The organism is Psychrobacter nivimaris, from assembly GCF_043419765.1.
Lineage (GTDB): Bacteria > Pseudomonadota > Gammaproteobacteria > Pseudomonadales > Moraxellaceae > Psychrobacter.
Genome location: NZ_JBHOFX010000001.1, coordinates 736902 through 754238, shown reverse-complemented (window position 1 = coordinate 754238; position 17337 = coordinate 736902). Strand labels below are relative to the sequence as shown.

The window sequence follows — 17337 nt, the reverse complement described above, 5'->3', positions numbered from 1 at the left end:
TGCCAACTTATCACATCAATAATGAAAATACTTGAGCTTTGCAGGGCCACAAGGTAAGGTAGCTTTGCAAACAACTAATCCCAGAGTTTTATTAATCCCAAAATCCTATCTATTAAGGAGAGTCGTGTAATGATGCGTATTATTTTACTAGGACCACCAGGCGCCGGTAAAGGTACCCAAGCCCAGTTTATTTCTAAAGAATATGATATTCCACAGATCTCAACTGGCGACATGCTACGTGCAGCAATTAAAGAAGGTAGCGAGCTTGGCAAAAAAGCCAAAGATATCATGAATGCTGGTGGTTTGGTTTCTGATGACCTCATTATCAACCTAGTGAAAGAGCGTATCGCTAAGCCTGATTGTGTGAATGGTTGTATCCTAGATGGTTTTCCGCGCACTATTCCTCAAGCGCAAGCACTTGCAGACGCTGATGTTGCTATCGACCATGTTATCGAAATCAGTGTACCTGATGATGAAATCGTGAGCCGTTTGTCTGGCCGTCGTCAGCATCCAGGTTCAGGTCGTGTTTATCATGTCGATCACAATCCACCAAAGGTTGAAGGCATCGATGACGTTACTGGTGAAGCGCTTATCCAGCGTGAAGATGACCAAGAAGCGACTATTCGTGACCGTCTATCGACTTATCATGAGCAAACATCAGCATTGGTTGGTTTTTACCAAGACAAAGCTAAAGAAGGCGATGATGCGCCTAACTATGACAAGTTTGATGGTACGCAAGGTATCGATGACGTTAAGCAGCAAATTTTGTCTGCACTAAAAGGCTAATTATCGAGGTTAGCTAATTGATTTAGCCAGTCGATGTAGTCGTTGAAGACCCTGTTTAACAGCAGGGTTTTTTTATGGCTGATAATTTTATACCTCATAAAACACACCCACAAAAAAGCCGCTTACTCATTATAAGTAAACGGCCCTTTATCAAATATACGACTGGTAGAGCTCATATATTCTAATTAATGCTTATGCGTTACCTTGAGCATCAACTTGTGCTTGCTGCTGGCTTTGTGCATACGCTTGATCAAAGTTCACAGGTGCTAGTAGCAATTGTGGGAAGCTACCACGCGTCACGATGTCACTGATGACTTCACGAGCATATGGGAACAACACATTAGGGCAGTATGCGCCTAGGATTTGACCGATTTGATCTTCTGGAATGTCTTTTAGTAAGAAGATACCTGCTTGATGCACTTCAGCGATAAATGCTGCTTCTTCCGCATTTTTGGCAGTAACGCTCACAGTTAGGATGATTTGATAATGATCGTCATCTAGTTTTTCAGCGTTGCTAGACAAATTGATATCAAGCTCTGGGTTCCACTCTTTGGTGAATACGCTAGCGCCTGGGACTTCAAGTGACATGTCTTTTACGTAGATGCGTTCTAGTGCCAATTGTGGTTGTGCTTGTTCTTCAGCCATGGTAAATCCTCTAAAATTAAATCAAATGATTGGGCAAATCGTCATTTTAATAAACGTTCATTGTAATATAAATCGAGACTATTTTTTGGTATTGTCTCGATATTTTTTATCATTACTTCTTACTGCTCTATTAAAACCTGACACTGTCTATCTTTACATAAATAAAGACAGACAGTAAAGAAAGGTAGCAGATTAACCTGCCAATAGCTCGTCAAGTTTGCCTTGCTGGTTCATTTGGTTAAGCTCATCAAAACCACCGACAAAGGTTTCACCAACGAAGATTTGCGGCACAGTGCGGTAATTATTGGTTTTTTTCATCAACGCTTGGCGCTCTTCGCTGCTCATATCGTGCATGCCGATTTCTTCATAATCAACGCCTTTGGTTTTTAGTAGTTGTTTGGCGTTTGAGCAGTATGGGCAGATAGGGGTAGTATAAACTTTCACAGATACAGTCATGGTAAATCCTTATTTATAAATTTATGGGATAACAAACGTATTATAAAGAGCATGATAAATTATCATAGTCTAAGCGTTGGTATAGTCTGTTATCAATGAGTAAAGCAAAAATGCATTCGGTGATGCTCATTACTAAAGTGGGGATGGGCATAACAAATTCAAGCCGTTTTGGCTCAAAACGTATTTTAGTGCTATAAAACATGATAAATAGAACATAAAAAATAAACCACAAAAAAAGACACCTGATAAAAAGGTGTCTTCTTTATAGCGTTGGTAGCGCTGATAACGTTAGTCAGGTCGCATAAACGTCAGCTAAGCGATGTGTATAAATGCTTTATTTAAGCGCCTATACAAGTCTATTACTTGCTTAGACTTGGTTTTGTTTTACCTTTAGCCTTTGCTTTGGCGTCTTTTACACCAACCAATGGCATGCCAGCGCCTTGCCAGCCGCCAATACCGCCCTCTAAACGATAGACACTATCTTTACCAATCATCTGAATCGCAGCGCCTGCTTGGACGCCCATGTCGCAGATGATAATCACTGGTTGCTCAATCGCGCGAATCTCTTCTAAGCGGTCTTTGAGGTCAGTGAACGGTATGTTGCGGCTGCCTTGAATATAGCCTGATTCAAACTTCTTCTTAGCGCGAATATCGATAAGCTGCGCGTTTTGAGAATTGACCATCATGCCAAGCGTGTTAGGCGATATTTTTCTACCGCTACGTTTGTTTTCAATCGTAAAAAACAGTATAGCAAGTACGGCTAATATACCAAATAAAAACGGGTGGTTGCCCACAAATTCCAGCGCACGATCCAAACCATACCTCCAAAAAAATAAGTGTTCTATTAAGCTGAGAAGACAGCCCAATGATATTGAACAAGGCGCTATTATACCGATAAGGCCATCTATAGTAAACGGGCGATGACACGGGCAGTAATTGGGCGGTTATTGTACTTATCTACGGATCTTCTCAGCCTAATAAAAATATCTACTCACAAGACCGTGTTTAATTAAAGCGAACAGTAACAAGCCAAATACTAATAAGGCTTAGTATCTGCCTCTTCTCTTAGCGTGACAAGGTTTTCAACGCGGCGCTGCAATACTTCACCATCAGCTACTGCTTGCCATAGTGCGCAGCCTTTGCTGTTATGGGTATGGCGACAGTCACGGAATTGGCAACCGCCGGCCAGTGGTGCTAGCTCAACGAAGCCTGAAATAATATCATCAGGAGTAAGGTGCCAAATACCATATTCACGAATCCCTGGTGTATCGACGATACCGCCTTGGGTGAGGTCTTCGGGGTTGAATGGCAGCAGTCGACTGGTCGTCGTGGTATGCTGACCGAGCTTAGAGTTTTGTGAGATGATATTGACGCTCTGTCCAGAGTCAGGCAGAAGGGCATTGATTAGACTGCTTTTGCCGACGCCAGATTGACCCGCGAAGATGACCAGCTTTTTATCTATATAGCGTTTTAGTTCATCAAGGCCTTCTTGCTCATCGCTCTCAGCGATATTTTCAGGGCAGTCGACCGAAGTCAGAACGCTTTCATAACCAAGCGCGGCATACTGCGCCAATAATTCATTGGTGTCCACGCCGTTCTCTTCTGCCAATAAATCGGCTTTGTTGAGTACCAATAGTGGTTTGACACCTGCATGATGGCATACCACGAGATATCGATCGATCAGCGTTGGCGCGGCGGCAGGTAATGGCGCAAAAACAATTGCCAAAATATCGACATTGGCGGCAACAGGTTTGAGCTTATGATAGCGGTCAGGCCGAGAAACCAGCGATGTACGCGGTTTGACCGCTTCGATACGTCCAAAGCCAGTATTAGAGTCAGCATTCCAGCGTACTTGATCACCAGCAGCTAGCATCGGTAGATTGGTACGCACATGACAGCGCCAGATATCATTCAATTCAAGCGTTTGCCAGAACGGCTCAGGATCATCAGGGGCAATCTCTGGCTGCTCAGGTATGACAGCTGGCAGGCTAGTGACTTGTACTTCTAGTTGCTTACCGTAATGCGCCATGACCACGCCATCCATCAAACTGTCATCAATACTATCTTGATTGGACAGTTGCTGCTTGTCGATGCGACGAATCTGTTGTTTAGTCAGTTTGCGTTGCCGGATTAATGCCATGGGTTTTTGACCTATTATAAAAATATTGCTAAGTGTAGCGTGAAAATTTGCTAACATACAGCCTAAAGCGTCTGCGGCAGACAGTGGTTTTGTAATATTTTAGCTGCTTGCTAGATTTTTTGAATCAATCAGTGCATGACAAAGCTGCCTGAATATGAGTATTCAACCGCAATACGTTTTTTAAATTATGTTTAAAACTGTCCCAAAATTTAATGACCATAGGATATTGTATGACTACCGGTGACCATCCCAATAAGATTAAAATCAAAAATCAAGGCAAAAAAGGGCTGGTGTGGATTGATTTAGAAATGACCGGACTTGATACCTTAAACGATGAGATTATCGAGATTGCTACTGTCGTTACTGACGAAGATTTGAATGTACTTGCTGAAGGGCCTGTGTTTGCTATCAAGGTATCAGATCAAGTCTTAAACAAAATGGATGACTGGAATACCAAGCAGCATGGTCAATCAGGATTGGTCGATCGTGTGCGTCGTAGTACGGTGACATTGGCAGAAGCCGAAGCTGAGACTATTAAGTTCCTAAACAAATGGGTCGATAGTGGTAAGTCGCCAATGTGCGGTAATTCTATCTGCCAAGATCGTCGATTTATGGCGCGCCAAATGCCAGAGCTTGAGCGGTTTTTCCATTATCGCAATCTTGATGTGTCGTCTATCAAAGAGCTTTGTTTCCGCTGGCGTCCTGATATCTTAAAGAACTTCGAAAAAGGTGGCAGTCATTTAGCCTTAGACGATATTCGTGACTCTATCCGTGAGCTAAAGCACTACCGTCAGCATTTCTTTAAGCTAATACCTTAAGTAAATAGCAAGCAAGCGATAAGCTATTTAAAAGTGTAGTAAATTAAAAGTGTAGGCAAAGAATTGTAGTAAAAAATAAAAAGGGTCCGTTGATATTTCAACAGATCCTTTTGTTTTTTAGATAGGTTCAACGATCAAGTCAAACAAGCATTGTAAACTCAAACAATCCAAACTCAGCAGCATTACTGCTTAAATCGTTACTATTAAAACCGTCATTTGAATGCTGGTCATCTATCACTGCGCCAATCACGGCGCTAACTTTCGGCTGGCGAGTGTCTTTATCTAATAATCGCCAGTCGCCAAGCACGTAGCGCTTTTTATTAGCAGTCGCCTGATGAATGTCTGGACGATGAGTATGTCCGTGTAATAATGCATCGCTAGTAGTAATGGCTTGACGTACGGCTTTATCATTCACATCCATGATATGCGCAGCTTTGTTCGCATTGTTCTGCTGGCTTCGTTGACGCATGTTGTCTGCGATGGCTAAGCGTTTTTCTAATGACTTATTGAGCAGATACCACTGAGTTAAACGATTGCGCATAATTTTGCGAAAGAACTGATATTTTTTATCATCAGTACAGAGTGCGTCACCGTGCTCTAAGCGATAATTCTGCTGACCAATAGGCAAAGTATACGGCTCGTTGATTAGCTCACCGCCGAACAGATTACAAAACGGCTGACCCAATAAAAAATCACGGTTACCGTGCATGACCAATATCTCACAGCCATTGATACGTAGCTGTTTTAGCTTTGCAATCAATGGGGTGAGCCAATGCGCTATCTGCTCGTCTTCTGACCTTTTCTCTTTTAATAGGGACAAGTAGGTATCATCACCTAGCCACACCTCAAACCAATCACCCAATATAAAGAGGCGTTTGAGCGCTGGTAGGGCAAGACAGTCATCTAATAGCGCCAAAAAAGCCTGCACTAAGGCAGGCTCCTGAGGCGATAAATGCAAATCGCTAATCAATACTTGCCGCACTTGATGAGGGCGGGTCGTGATTAAGTGATTAAAACTTTGCATTTATCTTGGTCCTCGTGACTTATCGTATAGCGAGCATGATTTAATAAACTCTATTAAAAAATGCTCGCTCATTCACAGCTATCGCTAAGTAACTATTACTGAATAGCTGCTATTGAATGACTATTACTGAGTAATGATGGTTGCTGAGTTGATAACAACTGGCTCTTTTGGCACATCAGCATGCATGCCGAAACGACCAGTTGGGACGCTGCGCATTTTTTCGATAACGTCCATACCGCTTGTTACTTTACCAAATACGGTGTAACCCCAACCTTGCATGTTTTTGCCAGAGTGGTTTAGGAAGTCGTTGTCTTTTACGTTGATGAAGAACTGGCTAGTCGCTGAATGTGGATCTTGGGTACGCGCCATTGCGATAGTACCTTTGTCATTTTTCAGGCCGTTGTCCGCTTCGTTTTCGATAGGCGCGTTGGTTGGTTTTTCATTCATCTCAGCGTCCATTCCGCCGCCTTGAATCATGAAACCATCAATGATGCGATGGAAAATTGTACCGTCATACTGACCAGATTTTACGTAGTTTAAAAAGTTTTCTACAGTTTTTGGTGCTTTTTCTTCGTTGAGTTCGATAACGATCGCACCCATATTGGTTTCAAGTTCTACTACTGGTGGCATGTCTACCATGGGATATTCCTTTTTGATTGCAGTGCCTTAAATAGCACTATTGTGAGTGGTGGTTAAAAAGTTACGGGTAGTCTAACGGCTTTTTTATCCCGTGTCATGTATCAGGCTGTTAATGCGTTTGCGAAACCTGATAGAATAACGCAACTTTACCTATTTTTGACAAATTTTGATAATGCGGTCGCACTATCTAAGTTTTAATATTCTCGTTTTATTTTAACACTTTAGTTTAAACGTTTCGTGATGCGTGATAGCACGCACCATGAACTGACAATTTGCGTTAGGAGCAATGCCCGATGAGTGATCACTCAAGCAACAATGCACAAAAAGACGAAGCAAAAAACGATTTTATTCGTAATATCATTCGTGACGATGTCAATGCGCAAAAATACCAGCAAATTGTAACGCGCTTTCCGCCTGAGCCAAATGGCTACCTACATTTAGGTCACGTAAAATCTATCTGCTTAAACTTTGGTGTGGCCAAAGAGTTCGGCGGTGTGTGCAACCTGCGTTTTGATGACACCAACCCAACTGCTGAAAAGCAAGATTACATCGACAATATTAAAAACGATGTGCAGTGGTTAGGTTTTGAGTGGGCAGGAGAGGCGCATCATGCCTCAGGTTATTTTGATCAATTGCATGCATGGGCAATCCAATTGATTGAGCAAGGCGACGCTTATGTTGATTTGCAAACCCCTGAGCAAATCAAAGAAAACCGTGGTTCATTTAATGAAGCGGGAACGCCTTCACCATATCGTGATGCCAGTGTTGAAGAAAACCTAGCGCTTTTCAACGATATGAAAGATGGTAAATACGCTGAAGGAAAGGCTATTTTGCGCGCCAAGATTGATATGGCCAGCCCAAATATGAACCTACGTGATCCTGTCATCTATCGCGTGATGCATCAAGCGCATCATCAGACTGGTGATAAATGGTGCATCTATCCGATGTATGATTTTGCTCATCCACTCTCGGATGCGTTAGAAGGGATTACCCATTCATTATGTACGCTTGAGTTTGAAGATCACCGTCCATTCTATGATTGGGTCATCGAAAAAATCGGCTTTGACGTACCGCCACATCAGTACGAGTTTAGCCGCTTAAACGTTGACCACACATTGACCAGTAAGCGTAAGCTGAAGCAACTGGTAGATGAAGGTATCGTCAGTGGTTGGAATGATCCTCGTATGCCGACCGTCGCTGGCATGCGTCGCCGTGGTTACACGCCAGAGGGCTTGCGTGATTTTTGTGAGCGTGTGGGGGTGACCAAAGCGGATAGTGTGGTTGATTTCCGTTTGCTAGAGTTTAGCGTTCGTCAATCGTTAGAGACGACTACTGGTCGCGGTATGGCAGTCCTAAAGCCATTAAAAGTGACCATCACTAACTTTAGCGAAGCGGTCAGCAGCTGGGAGTCGCAAAAAGCCGATAGCGTTAATGCACGTTTTGACGATGCGACGCAGACGCTTTGGTTGACTCAGCCGAACCATCCTAACGTCGATATGGGTGAGCGTGAGATTCCATTCACCGAAACGCTATACATCGATCAAGGTGATTACGAGATTGAGCCGCCAGCAGGCTACAAGCGTCTTTCTCCAGAAAAGCCAGAGATTCGTCTGCGTAACACTTATGTGCTAGCCGTCACTGAGCATATCACTGATGAAAATGGTAATGTCGTTGAGCTAAAAGCGACGATTGACCCTGCTACTTTGGGTAACAACCCTGAAGGGCGCAAGGTCAAAGGCGTGATTCATTGGGTATCAGCCAGTCAAGGTGTGCCAGCGACAGTCCGCATGTATGAGCAGCTATTCAGTGCTGAGGACCCAAGTGGCGTCGCTGATGTTCATCAAGCGCTAAACCCGAACTCGCTCACTGAGCTAAATGCAGTGGTTGAGCCATCTTTGGTCAGTGCCGATGCTGGCACGCGCTTCCAGTTTGAGCGTGAAGGTTACTTCATCTCTGACAGCGAAGATCACAGCACGGATAAGCCAGTATTTAACCAAATCGTTAGCTTACGTGATAGTTATAAGCCAGCTTAATTTATGTTGGCTTAGTATTTGAAAGTATCCTTATCCAAATGGATATTTTGAAATAATACTGAACAATAGTAGTTTGCAAGTTAGCCCATTTCTAGTACGCTAGGAATGGGCTTTTTTATGTGCAGTTGTTCTATGAATAATTATAGTGCGAGTTTTGCTTATGGGATGCAGGTATGGTGGTCTAGTTATTTAACAAAGCTACTGGTCCATAAAAACTCATTAAAAAATTTGTCCATCAGCTTAGAGGTAAATGGAATAACCGCATTACAATCCGTCACAAGACATTCATAACCAGTTTGTTAAGATAAAGTCAGTTTTTACGGATGTGCTTTATGTTATATTTGATAGCTGAGCACGTCGATGATAATAATAGAACGCGAGGCCGACGTGTCGATATAAGCGTTCATTCACATAGCTAAGGAATCAAGCATGGCACATTTACGTTTAGGTGATACCGCACCAAATTTTGACGCTACAACCACAGAAGGTGACATCAATTTTCACGAGTGGGCAGGTGATCATTGGGTTGTTTTCTTCTCGCATCCAGCAGATTTCACGCCAGTATGTACCACTGAGCTTGGTCGCGCCGCTGCATTAAATGGCGAGTTCCAAAAGCGCAATGTAAAGCCGATTTGTATTTCTGTTGATAGCCTAGAAGATCACAAAGCGTGGGCGAGCGATATCGGTGAGACTCAAGGCACAGATATGAACTTCCCAATCATCGCTGATCCTAATAAAGAAATCGCTGAGCTATATGACATGATGCATCCTAATGCCGACAGCACTCATACAGTACGTAGCGTCTTTATCATTGATCCAAGCAAAAAAATCCGTCTAACGCTGACATACCCTGCTAGCTGTGGCCGTAACTTTGATGAAATTATTCGCGTAATTGACGCACTACAGTTGTCGGATGAGTATAACATTGCGACACCTGTAGACTGGAAAGATGGTGATGACGTAATCATTCCACCAAGTGTGAAAAACGAAGATATCGCTGCAAAATATCCAAAAGGACACAAAGAGATTAAGCCGTATCTACGTACCACACCTGCACCAAACAAATAATTAGACTGATGTATAAATGTGATTAAATAAAGCCCCATGACTCAAGGTTATGGGGCTTTTATTATTTCTACTTTATGATTAATAACACTTTGCCATGATGGCCAGATTAGGCTATAACTGTGGTATAGCGTATCAATATTTGTGCTTATCAGTACAATAACTATAATAAAGCGTATCAGCGTCAAATCGCTGTCCAATCATTCTTACAAGGAGTTTGCTATGAAAAAACTATATATTACCCGTACAGCGCCCAATCCACGTAAAGCGCTTATCCTATTGGCTTCAAAAGGTATCGATGTCGATGATATGGATGATGTCGATGTGATCGATATTGATTTTGCGGCAAATGAGCAAATGTCAGAAGCTTTTACACAAATAAATCCGATGCAGACCGTACCTGTTTTGACTTTAGATGATGGTACGGTACTGAATGATTCGCAGGCAGTTTGTGAGTATCTGGATCGTGTTTACGGTGAGCGTTCGGTCATGGGTAATGATGTGGTACAGCGTGCGCAAGTTTGTTCTATGCGCCGTGTTGCAGAGTTTGAAGTGATGTATAACTTGATGCTCGCGTTTCAGCACAGCCATCCATCTAAAGCACAACGTATTGAGCAAGTGCCAGAGTTCGTCGCACCATCAATTGCTCGTGCGGTTAAAGCCATGGCATATTTTGAGACGATATTAGAAGGTCGTGAATACCTAGTAGGTGAGCAATTAAGTTTTGCGGATATCGTGTTATATCTAAGCTTGGATTTTGGTAAAGTATTGAAGATTAATCCTAATGAGCAAGGCGAAAACCTAGCTCGTTTTTATCAAAAGATGAATGAACGCTTTAGTATTAAAAATATGGCTAAAGCCAAACCTGCCAGTGTGAATGACTAAAAGGTTCTAGAAAAATAGTTTAAATCATAAAATTTATCTATTAACCTATCCGATAAATTGATCGCTATAAAGCAAAACAGCTAACCTCAATCGTTAGCTGTTTTTTTATGAAATATAATAAAAATCAACATTTCGTTACATAGGTTAATAGAGCCAAGGTTATAGTGGTTAATCTAGCTTAGTTATATCAATTATGTTTTTAAAACGTTTATTTAAGAGGAATGCTTTTAAATTATGACTTCTTTTGAATAGGTTTTTTAAAATATAGATGGTACGCGAGATAAGTTGTACAAGCTTACTAAGAGGTATGTAATATGGTAGGTAGCCGAAATAAGCCAACGTTAAAATTACTGCTATTACCCAGTATGATGGCAGTTAGTCTGATGCTAAGTGCGTGTCAAAAAGAAGCGGCGTCTAGCGAAAATGATACACCGCAGGGTGCTGAAGCTGGCGAGATGACAGACTCAGCCGTAAGTGAAAGTCTAGTATCTAGTATGAGCCCTACATCAGACGAATCTGAACCTGTTGCATTAACTGCTCAAGACAAGCTGACGACCACCTTATCTCATCATCGCTGGACGTTAGTAAACGCAGTCGACGCCAATGAACAACCTATGGCTGAATTTGCGAATATCAACAGTCAGGTAACGCTTGCATTCAACCAGTATCAAGGACAAGACACGCTAAGCTATAGTGTAGGCTGCAATACGATTAGTGCTGGCTATCAGTTAAAAGGGCATACCTTAACTACTGAAGAGGGTATGAGTACAAAGATGTCTTGTGGCGATTTAGACGTGGCAGAAAACACCTTGAATACGTTGATGCAGGGCAGTAGTGAGTTCAAAATTGATCAAGGTGATAACCCAGTATTGACCCAGTTTACTGACGATGATGTGACTTTAGTATGGAATGGTAGGCTTACTGCACAAGCGAAATATAACAGTAAGGGTGAAACAGTATTTTGGGCAGTAAACTCCGAAACAGTACCTTGCGAAGCAGGTAACTCTGAGCAGTGTCTACAAGTTAAGCCTATTACCTACAATGATCAGGGCATTAAAACTCACGAAGGACAGTGGCGAGTATTCGTTGGTGAGATCGATGGCTATCAGCATGACAGCAAACACGAAGAAGTATTACGCTTACAACGCTATCAGATAAATATCAATGAATTGCCAGAAGATGATACCGCGGATGAACAGTATGCCTATATATTAGATGCAGTCATTGAAAGTTCAGTGGTGGAGTAGCCTATTATAGTTTGAGCTTTGAAATGCTCATAGTCATAAAAAACACGCGCCTAATAGTGCGTGTTTTTTATGGGATGTCTACTTTGCTGTTTATTTGTTTTGACGACTGTCTGCTCTAACGCTCAGCTACTTTAACACTGATCTCTAACGCAAGTTACCCAAATCTTCTTCAGTCAAACGCCAACGACCTTTCTTCTTGGAGGCACCGCGACCACGCATGGCGCTATTCAATATCAGTTTGTTCATTGAATGGCTTGAGTGAGCGTGACATATGGCGCAGGCAAGTCCATCGGCAGCATCTTGTTGCGGTACGACTTCTAACGCTAATATCCGGCACACCATCTCCTGTACTTGTTCTTTGGCCGCCGCTCCATAGCCACAGACTGCTTGTTTGATTTGCCGAGCCGTATATTCTGACACTTCTAAATCTAGTGCCACCATCGCGGCAATCGCTGCACCTCGTGCTTGCCCAAGCTTAAGTGCGGAGTCAGGGTTTTCTGCCATAAATACTTGCTCAATCGCTGTATAGATAGGCTCGTCTGCATATTTTAAATGATGCTGTGTGATACGGGTTAGTCCATTAAAGATACGCTTGAGGCGTTCAGGCATCTCTTTGGTATCTGTACGAATCGTCCCTGCATCGATATAAGTCAGCTTGTCACCTGTCTGCTGTACTATTCCATAACCGGTCATGCGTGACCCTGGGTCAATTCCTATAATAATTGCCATAATATTCCGTCTTGCTTACCTGTCATTTTATATTCAATACAATATAGATTGGATACGATGTCAGACTCGCTTAGCCTACTATTCGTAGTACTGTCGCTCACTTTACTTGTATCCAAATTATATCGTACCGACTATATGGCTTAAAAATTAGCCTTAAGTTTGATAGTATAGCAACCAATCCCCATATACATCATATGTTAGCCATTTTAATTTTCATGGCGCTCAATTTATTGGTTTTTATTTTATAGGACGACACTTTATGGGTCAGATAGTTGGTATAGCCATCGTTTGGTTTATTATCGAGATGCTACTGTGGTATTTGCTTGCTCAGTTTATGAGCGGCTGGTGGGTGTTTATGTGGTTTATTATCGCCGCGGTTATTGGTATCTCCTTGATGCGCAAAGGTATGGCTGCTCTTAATCCAATGGCACAGCAAATGAAAGCTGGTGGCATGATGAACCCTGCGATGCGTCCGCCAGAGACCACGATGATTAAGAGTATCGCGATGGCAGCTGCAGGTATTTTATTGCTTATTCCTGGGGTACTTAGTGATTTGATGGCGCTGTTAGTGGTATTGCCACCTGTGCAGAAAAAGCTAAAAGACTTGGCCAATAATTACGTCATGAATAACCAGCAAAAAATGATGGAAATGATGGCCAAGCAGATGGGTGGTCAAATGGGTGGCGGTCAAAACCCGTTCGGTGGTGCAGGTGGCATGGGCGGTCAAAACCCGTTCGGTGGCGCAGGTGGCATGAATGGTCAAAACCCATTTGGTCAACAGCAGCAAAACCCATTTGGTGATGTGTTTAAACAACATACTACGGTTGATGGTACTGCCAAAAACATCCCTAAAGATGTAAAAAAGATTACTAAATCTGCTAATGACGAATAACTATTTAGTCAAATCATAAGCATAAAAAAAGCCCCTCTCTTCAATGACGAAAGGGGCTTTTTAGTGGTAGTAAATAAATTATAAGGAATATATCTACTAACCGAATGAAACAACCGAAGTGCCGCTGTAAGATGGTGACCCATGAACCGTGAAGTTCAGGGCGGATGCGTCATCATCTCTGCAGGTTTCCTGATACACCGCAAGCGGTGCAGGCATACACAATGAGACAATAGGTACCACATCCTGATAAAGCATTATCGGCTCAGGGAATAAACATCTACTAGCCAACACTTCAGAATAGTTTTATCTTAACCAATGAAAAGAGTGATTGCAAGTCTGAATTACAGATTGATACGTAGCTTGGTTAATTGGCCGCATTCATATTGCATTGTCTAGAAAAACTAAAGCAAGATAACCCTATAAAATTATTCATAAACTCACGAAAAATGCTCAGTTTTTCAGCTATTTCAAGATGTGTGTTAATATAGAGGGCTTTATATTCCCTTACACAGCATTATAGGCGTTCATTCACTCGAGGAGCGGTAATATATGACCAGTACCCAACAAGCATCAGACTCTATTGATAATAATAAAACACAGCTTAGCAATAACCAAGACGGTGCACAGAATAAAAAAATACCGCATGTCTTGATGATATTGGACGGCTTTGGTCATCGTGAAGAAGATAAAGATAACGCCATCGCTGCTGCCAATATGCCAAATTTAGACAAGATTTATCAGCAATATCCTCATGGGCTGATTTCAGCTTCAGGGGAAGATGTTGGTTTGCCAGATGGTCAGTTTGGTAATTCAGAAGTCGGTCACATGAATTTAGGGGCTGGTCGCGTTCTTTATCAGGACTCAACACGTATCTCAAGTGAACTTGCCAATCGTGAATTTTATAAGAACGAAGCATTGGTCAATGCCGTAAAAGCGGCTAATGAGCGTGGCGGTAATGTGCATATTATGGGCTTGCTTTCTGATGGCGGCGTTCACTCACATCAAGACCATATCGAAGGCATGTGTCATTCAGCATTGGTACATGGTGCCAAGAATGTCTTTATTCATTGTTTCTTAGACGGCCGTGATACCCCGCCTAAATCTGCTGATAAATATATCAATCGTCTGCGCGATTATATCAATAAATTGAATGCTCATTACGAAGGTGGCCGCGTACAGATTGCGAGTATTATTGGTCGCTATTATGCAATGGATCGCGACAATCGTTGGGATAGAGTGCAAAAAGCTTATGAGCTGATTACTGAAGGTAAAGCTGATCGTCTATCGACACGGGCAGATGGTGCTGTTCAAGCTGCTTATAAAGCGCGTGAGACCGATGAGTTTGTTAGTCCAACGACCGTAATTGGACGTGATGAAGTGCCATATACTGTCAATGATAACGACGCACTTATTTTTATGAATTTCCGTGCTGACCGTGCTCGTGAGCTTGCCCAAGCATTTGTTCTGCCAGATCATGAGTTTTCTGGATTTGCACGTCAAAAGCAGCCAAAACTGGCGGCGTTTGTGATGCTAACTAAGTATTCAGATGTCCTAGCTGACAATCCAAAAACCAGCATTGCTTACTACCCAACGTCTTTGGCCAACACATTGGGAGAGTACTTGCAGGATCAAGGAAAAACCCAGCTGCGAATCGCTGAAACTGAAAAATATGCGCATGTGACGTTTTTCTTTAGTGGTGGCCGAGAAGAAGAGTATCAGGGTGAAACTCGTATTTTAGTGCCATCTCCAGACGTTGCAACTTATGATCTACAGCCTGAGATGAGCGCGCCTGAAGTCACTGATAAATTAGTGGAAGCAATTGAGTCTGGTAAGTATGATGTATTGGTGGTCAATTATGCCAATGGTGATATGGTTGGGCACACAGGTATCTTTGATGCTGCGGTAAAAGCGGTAGAGGCTTTGGATGTATGTGTTGGCCGTATCGAGTCAGCAGTGCGAGCAGCTGGTGGTGATATGCTTATCACAGCCGATCATGGTAACTGTGAGCAGATGCAAGACTATGAAAGTGGTCAAGTACATACACAGCATACGACAGAGCATGTACCATTGATTTATGTGGGCGAGCAAAAGCTGCAAGTACGCCGCGGCGGCAAACTTAGTGATGTGGCACCGACTATTTTATCATTGATGAATGTTGACGCCCCTGCTGAGATGACAGGTGAGAGCTTATTGGTTCCAGCAGTCTAAGCCAGTCGAGTTAAACCACAGTACTTGAATGACTGTGGTTTATACTGATTTGACAGCTGTACTAGAAGATATCGAAAAGGAAAGGATAACCTATTATCCTTTCCTTTTTTTGTGATACATTTTACTTAATTTACTTGCAATACTATGCTAGTTCGAAATATGCGTTTGGTGCTATCTTATAAGTCGCTATATAACGATAAATTCGTATTCTCTATTATTTAAATGAGTTCTTTTATGCAGCCTATTTCTTTTGCACGTTCTTTTTTATCCAAAGGGTTAAGTAAATCAGTAGGGAAGGCATCAGTCGTGTCCAAGGTTTTGCAGCCTGCAATTTTAGTAGGTGTGCTTGGTTGTGCGATTAGCGTAAATGCACAAGCAGCAGTGGGAGCTTCTACAAATAATGATAATCCTACGAATGGTCTACAGCTTATCAGTTTGAATGCAGATGAGATAGCGGATGAAAACGACGCTGATAATTTATCTAACATTGCTGATATGTTAGATGTCGCCGACGAGCCAGATGACTCGATAGATAGTGTGCCAGATGAAAGCGCGCTAACAGATGATGTCGATGATATTGATACGGACATTCCAGCAGAGGTCGCACAAGTATCGCTAAATGCTATCTCTCCTGAGACGCTAAAGACGTTTGTGGCTGTGGTGGATTTAGTACGTCGTCAATACGTCGATGCAGTCAATGACGAAGAGTTATTTAGCAATGCGATGAGCGGTATGCTGACCAAACTTGATAGCCATGCTGAGTTTTTGGACGCAGAAGCCTATGAGAACCTGCGTGCTTTTACTGAGGGTGACGTTGGTGATATTGGTATTAAAGTTACTTACCAGCCAGAGGCGGGGTATTGGGTCGTGACAGAGGTTATCGATGATTCACCTGCAGACAAAAAAGGCATCGCAGTTGGTGATTATTTGCATCAAGTTGATGAGTTTAAGCTAGACGAAGGGCGACAGGTCAATGATGTTGAGCAACTCTTAACGGGTATTGCCGGTACGCAGGTAGATATTATTACTTCCAAAGCTGGCCGCCGTAAGCACACAACGACGTTGCAGCGTAATAATAGTCATCCGCAGATTATCGAGACCAAACTGGTTGATGGTATTGCCATTGTTAAATTACCGGCGTTTCAAAACAACAGCCGTGAAAAATTACTAGAAGGTTTAATTAACCTAAACGCTCCTATATCAGGCATTTTACTAGATATGCGTGATAATCCAGGTGGCGTACTGACATCGGCAGTGAGTGTTGCCAGTTTATTTATGGATGATACCGATGTGGTGCAGGTGCAAGCACGTCAAAATAAATCACGGGTACTATCGACCCAAGGTGATGCGATACTTAAACCTTTGCCATTAGTAGTATTGCAAAACCGCTATTCAGCATCAGCGGCAGAGGTGCTTGCCAGTAGTTTACAAGCACAAAAACGCGCTACTATTATCGGTGAAGTTAGCTATGGTAAGGGCTCAGTACAATCGGTCATACCGTTAAACGATGAGCAAGCCGTCAAATTAACGGTGGCCAATTATATGACGGCAGCAGGCAAACAAATAGATGAGATTGGCGTAGAGCCTGATGTGACCTTATCTGGCAGCGAGAACACGTGGGAGCAGCAAGCTTTAGAATTAGTAAAGGCGCGCGCGCTTGATTCGGGTATTCGCTTTGTTAGAAAAAATGCTACGAAAGAATAGATTTTCGTAGCATTTAATTAACAGTACATACCATTCAACGCTTAAAAATATTTGAAGATGTCGCTT

General features: G+C 42.5%; 16 protein-coding genes and 1 other RNA gene. 9 read left to right on the top strand and 8 right to left on the bottom strand.

The genetic code is table 11. The features are described 5' to 3' along the window. The first annotated feature begins 132 nt into the window (after positions 1-132). On the top strand, positions 133-786 hold the full coding sequence (adk, locus tag ACHEVO_RS02795) for an adenylate kinase (protein ID WP_180952604.1): 654 nt from the start codon (positions 133-135) through the stop codon (positions 784-786). Between the two features lie 192 nt (positions 787-978). Here adk and secB read toward each other — a convergent pair whose 3' ends face one another. The 4 genes from secB to rsgA all read right to left on the bottom strand — a co-directional run bounded on the left by secB (position 979) and on the right by rsgA (position 4027). Further along, entirely contained in the window at positions 979-1431 is a 453-nt protein-coding gene (gene secB, locus ACHEVO_RS02790; protein ID WP_057760989.1) for a protein-export chaperone SecB, read from the bottom strand. 192 nt (positions 1432-1623) lie between these two features. Further along, the gene (gene grxC / locus ACHEVO_RS02785) at positions 1624-1887 is read right to left on the bottom strand and encodes a glutaredoxin 3 (RefSeq protein ID WP_021813631.1); all 264 of its coding nucleotides are present in this window, start codon (positions 1885-1887) and stop codon (positions 1624-1626) included. Between the two features lie 359 nt (positions 1888-2246). Further along, positions 2247-2702: a rhodanese-like domain-containing protein gene (locus tag ACHEVO_RS02780; protein WP_057760987.1), complete on the bottom strand. Its 456-nt coding sequence runs from the start codon at positions 2700-2702 to the stop codon at positions 2247-2249. A 221-nt stretch (positions 2703-2923) separates the two neighbouring features. After that, the gene (gene rsgA, locus ACHEVO_RS02775) at positions 2924-4027 is read right to left on the bottom strand and encodes a ribosome small subunit-dependent GTPase A (protein WP_057760985.1); all 1104 of its coding nucleotides are present in this window, start codon (positions 4025-4027) and stop codon (positions 2924-2926) included. A 230-nt stretch (positions 4028-4257) separates the two neighbouring features. On the opposite strand from rsgA, the gene orn reads away from it, so the two are divergent. After that, the gene (gene orn / locus ACHEVO_RS02770; RefSeq protein ID WP_057760984.1) at positions 4258-4845 is read left to right on the top strand and encodes an oligoribonuclease; all 588 of its coding nucleotides are present in this window, start codon (positions 4258-4260) and stop codon (positions 4843-4845) included. A 139-nt stretch (positions 4846-4984) separates the two neighbouring features. Here the strand turns inward: orn and ACHEVO_RS02765 are convergent, their stop codons facing one another. Together ACHEVO_RS02765 and ACHEVO_RS02760 are read right to left on the bottom strand one after the other, a co-directional pair. Continuing rightward, entirely contained in the window at positions 4985-5869 is an 885-nt protein-coding gene (locus ACHEVO_RS02765; protein WP_394123806.1) for a UDP-2,3-diacylglucosamine diphosphatase, read from the bottom strand. Positions 5870-5992: 123 nt separating this feature from the next. Next, positions 5993-6508 carry a peptidylprolyl isomerase gene (locus ACHEVO_RS02760; protein ID WP_057760980.1) on the bottom strand — a complete coding sequence of 172 codons (516 nt, stop codon included), beginning with the start codon at positions 6506-6508 and terminating at the stop codon, positions 5993-5995. Positions 6509-6801: 293 nt separating this feature from the next. Here ACHEVO_RS02760 and ACHEVO_RS02755 point away from each other — a divergent pair, with 293 nt between their 5' ends. The 4 genes from ACHEVO_RS02755 to ACHEVO_RS02740 all read left to right on the top strand — a co-directional run bounded on the left by ACHEVO_RS02755 (position 6802) and on the right by ACHEVO_RS02740 (position 11738). Continuing rightward, on the top strand, positions 6802-8541 hold the full coding sequence (locus ACHEVO_RS02755) for a glutamine--tRNA ligase/YqeY domain fusion protein (protein ID WP_394123805.1): 1740 nt from the start codon (positions 6802-6804) through the stop codon (positions 8539-8541). Between the two features lie 429 nt (positions 8542-8970). Continuing rightward, on the top strand, positions 8971-9609 hold the full coding sequence (locus tag ACHEVO_RS02750) for a peroxiredoxin (RefSeq protein WP_201567348.1): 639 nt from the start codon (positions 8971-8973) through the stop codon (positions 9607-9609). A 219-nt stretch (positions 9610-9828) separates the two neighbouring features. Further along, positions 9829-10491, top strand: a complete 663-nt coding sequence (locus tag ACHEVO_RS02745) for a glutathione S-transferase family protein (protein WP_394123804.1) — start codon at positions 9829-9831, stop codon at positions 10489-10491. Positions 10492-10805: 314 nt separating this feature from the next. After that, on the top strand, positions 10806-11738 hold the full coding sequence (locus ACHEVO_RS02740; protein ID WP_394123803.1) for an META domain-containing protein: 933 nt from the start codon (positions 10806-10808) through the stop codon (positions 11736-11738). Positions 11739-11882: 144 nt separating this feature from the next. Here ACHEVO_RS02740 and ruvC read toward each other — a convergent pair whose 3' ends face one another. After that, complete coding sequence (gene ruvC, locus ACHEVO_RS02735; protein ID WP_057760973.1) at positions 11883-12467, bottom strand: crossover junction endodeoxyribonuclease RuvC; 585 nt, start codon at positions 12465-12467, stop codon at positions 11883-11885. A 259-nt stretch (positions 12468-12726) separates the two neighbouring features. Between ruvC and ACHEVO_RS02730 the strand changes: the two genes are divergently transcribed. After that, positions 12727-13359 carry an FxsA family protein gene (locus ACHEVO_RS02730; RefSeq protein ID WP_057760971.1) on the top strand — a complete coding sequence of 211 codons (633 nt, stop codon included), beginning with the start codon at positions 12727-12729 and terminating at the stop codon, positions 13357-13359. Positions 13360-13465: 106 nt separating this feature from the next. Here the strand turns inward: ACHEVO_RS02730 and ssrS are convergent. Beyond that, a non-coding RNA gene (ssrS, locus tag ACHEVO_RS02725) (6S RNA) lies at positions 13466-13661 on the bottom strand. A 247-nt stretch (positions 13662-13908) separates the two neighbouring features. Here ssrS and gpmI point away from each other — a divergent pair. Further along, on the top strand, positions 13909-15567 hold the full coding sequence (gene gpmI / locus ACHEVO_RS02720) for a 2,3-bisphosphoglycerate-independent phosphoglycerate mutase (protein WP_394123802.1): 1659 nt from the start codon (positions 13909-13911) through the stop codon (positions 15565-15567). A gap of 234 nt (positions 15568-15801) precedes the next feature. Then, the gene (locus tag ACHEVO_RS02715; protein WP_394123801.1) at positions 15802-17271 is read left to right on the top strand and encodes a S41 family peptidase; all 1470 of its coding nucleotides are present in this window, start codon (positions 15802-15804) and stop codon (positions 17269-17271) included. Positions 17272-17337: the final 66 nt, after the last annotated feature.

Bases quoted from the DNA above. Each gene is read 5' to 3' on its own strand.
- ruvC (WP_057760973.1), bottom strand. From the start codon at position 12,467: ATGGCAATTATTATAGGAATTGACCCAGGGTCACGCATGACCGGTTAT.
- ACHEVO_RS02755 (WP_394123805.1), top strand. From the start codon at position 6,802: ATGAGTGATCACTCAAGCAACAATGCACAAAAAGACGAAGCAAAAAAC.
- ACHEVO_RS02730 (WP_057760971.1), top strand. From the start codon at position 12,727: ATGGGTCAGATAGTTGGTATAGCCATCGTTTGGTTTATTATCGAGATG.
- rsgA (WP_057760985.1), bottom strand. From the start codon at position 4,027: ATGGCATTAATCCGGCAACGCAAACTGACTAAACAACAGATTCGTCGC.
- secB (WP_057760989.1), bottom strand. From the start codon at position 1,431: ATGGCTGAAGAACAAGCACAACCACAATTGGCACTAGAACGCATCTAC.
- ACHEVO_RS02715 (WP_394123801.1), top strand. From the start codon at position 15,802: ATGCAGCCTATTTCTTTTGCACGTTCTTTTTTATCCAAAGGGTTAAGT.
- ACHEVO_RS02745 (WP_394123804.1), top strand. From the start codon at position 9,829: ATGAAAAAACTATATATTACCCGTACAGCGCCCAATCCACGTAAAGCG.
- adk (WP_180952604.1), top strand. From the start codon at position 133: ATGCGTATTATTTTACTAGGACCACCAGGCGCCGGTAAAGGTACCCAA.
- ACHEVO_RS02760 (WP_057760980.1), bottom strand. From the start codon at position 6,508: ATGGTAGACATGCCACCAGTAGTAGAACTTGAAACCAATATGGGTGCG.
- ACHEVO_RS02765 (WP_394123806.1), bottom strand. From the start codon at position 5,869: ATGCAAAGTTTTAATCACTTAATCACGACCCGCCCTCATCAAGTGCGG.
- ACHEVO_RS02740 (WP_394123803.1), top strand. From the start codon at position 10,806: ATGGTAGGTAGCCGAAATAAGCCAACGTTAAAATTACTGCTATTACCC.
- grxC (WP_021813631.1), bottom strand. From the start codon at position 1,887: ATGACTGTATCTGTGAAAGTTTATACTACCCCTATCTGCCCATACTGC.
- gpmI (WP_394123802.1), top strand. From the start codon at position 13,909: ATGACCAGTACCCAACAAGCATCAGACTCTATTGATAATAATAAAACA.
- orn (WP_057760984.1), top strand. From the start codon at position 4,258: ATGACTACCGGTGACCATCCCAATAAGATTAAAATCAAAAATCAAGGC.
- ACHEVO_RS02750 (WP_201567348.1), top strand. From the start codon at position 8,971: ATGGCACATTTACGTTTAGGTGATACCGCACCAAATTTTGACGCTACA.